The organism is Ruegeria marina (assembly GCF_900101475.1).
In the GTDB taxonomy this organism is placed as follows: Bacteria; Pseudomonadota; Alphaproteobacteria; order Rhodobacterales; family Rhodobacteraceae; genus Ruegeria_B; species Ruegeria_B marina.
Window position 1 is genome coordinate 1 of record NZ_FMZV01000050.1, and the last position, 1,336, is coordinate 1,336.

At 51.9% G+C, this 1,336-nt stretch carries 1 protein-coding gene; it reads left to right on the forward strand.

Annotated features, from left to right (window positions below):
• Nucleotides 1-211: 211 nt before the first annotated feature.
• The coding region (locus BLT75_RS24260; RefSeq protein WP_143028681.1) for a hypothetical protein at nucleotides 212-1,336 on the forward strand (1,125 nt) is incomplete at its 3' end.

Genomic DNA, 1,336 nt, shown 5'->3' on the forward strand with positions numbered 1-1,336 from the left:
CGAGAGCGTGACCGTGGGTGACGAGGCCGATCTGGTGACGGTGAAGACGCTGATCTCGGGGGATGCCACCCCGGCCGAGACGGCAGCATCAGAGATACAGTTGCTAGAAACTGTCTGACATGGGCTGGCCATTGCAATTTTGCAGCCAATCAGGTTTAGTTTCGACAAAAACCCGACACAGCTAGAGTGCCGGCAAAAAAGTCGAGGCGAAATGGGCAATATTATCGGTGAAGCCGAACGATCGTTGGTATTTGCTGCCGTTCTAGGCAAAGTTTACCTCGGAATGCCTTTTTTCCTTTTTGTACTTCACGTCTTTCGATTGTGGAAGGCGAGTTTCCAAATTCTATACTTGAGTGTACTTTTCGCCCTAGCAGGTGTTGCCGCGCAAGCCCAGACTGGTGTTGTGAATGCAATCTCAGGGCAAACCTGCGCGGCCGAGCGTTTCGGAGGCACGCTAAACTGTACGTCCCAGGATTTTGCGACGATTTTGTCCTTTGATCAGCCAGCTATCGGTGCACTTGCGTCTTGCCGGGCGGGAGAAATTGTTACGATCGACGTAACGGCGAGTATTCAGGGAGGAAGCGCCAGCCGATACGATATTGGTCTGTTCACAGGCGAGACGGGGGTATCGCCGTCGACGTTTGACACGGGATCGACATGTTCACTGGCACTCTTTCCTACGTCACCGAGTCCCTTTCTCGATTCCGACGGGGACGTGTGCGGAGATTTCAGGAATCAGAACAGTTCGGCATCAATGCTTATGCAGGACGTAAAGGTCAAGTGCCTCCCTGCGACGGGAAGCAACGAGTTGGCTATTCCTTACACCCTGGTTTTCGCCAACTCCGCAAGCGGCAATTCCTGCACTGCAGCAAACATTGCACCTAGCACGTCGGCAAAGTGTATTTCATCTTCAGCCGCGACTGTAACCAACGTGATAGTAAATGGATACATCACGGTCACCAAGCAGACAGATCCGATCGGCGACACTGAGGCTTTTCTGTTTTCAGCATCGTCCAACGAAACTGTTACTCCTTCATCTGCCAGTTTGTCTGACGGTCAATCCGCAACTTTCGAGGTCGCACTTCCTGCATCTGGTTCTCGTGTTCTAACGATATCCGAAGCTGCCATTGATGGTTGGGATTCGACAGCAAATATAACCTGTTTGCAACCTGACGGGAGTTCAGCGGCGTCTTACGTGACGATTGACAACGTCGCGCGAACGATTTCTGCAAGTTTGGATGCAACAAACTTTGGCGCGGTTTGTACAATCACGAATACAAAAACACAGGAAATGGCCGATCTGGTGACGGTGAAGACGCTGATCTCGGGGGATGCC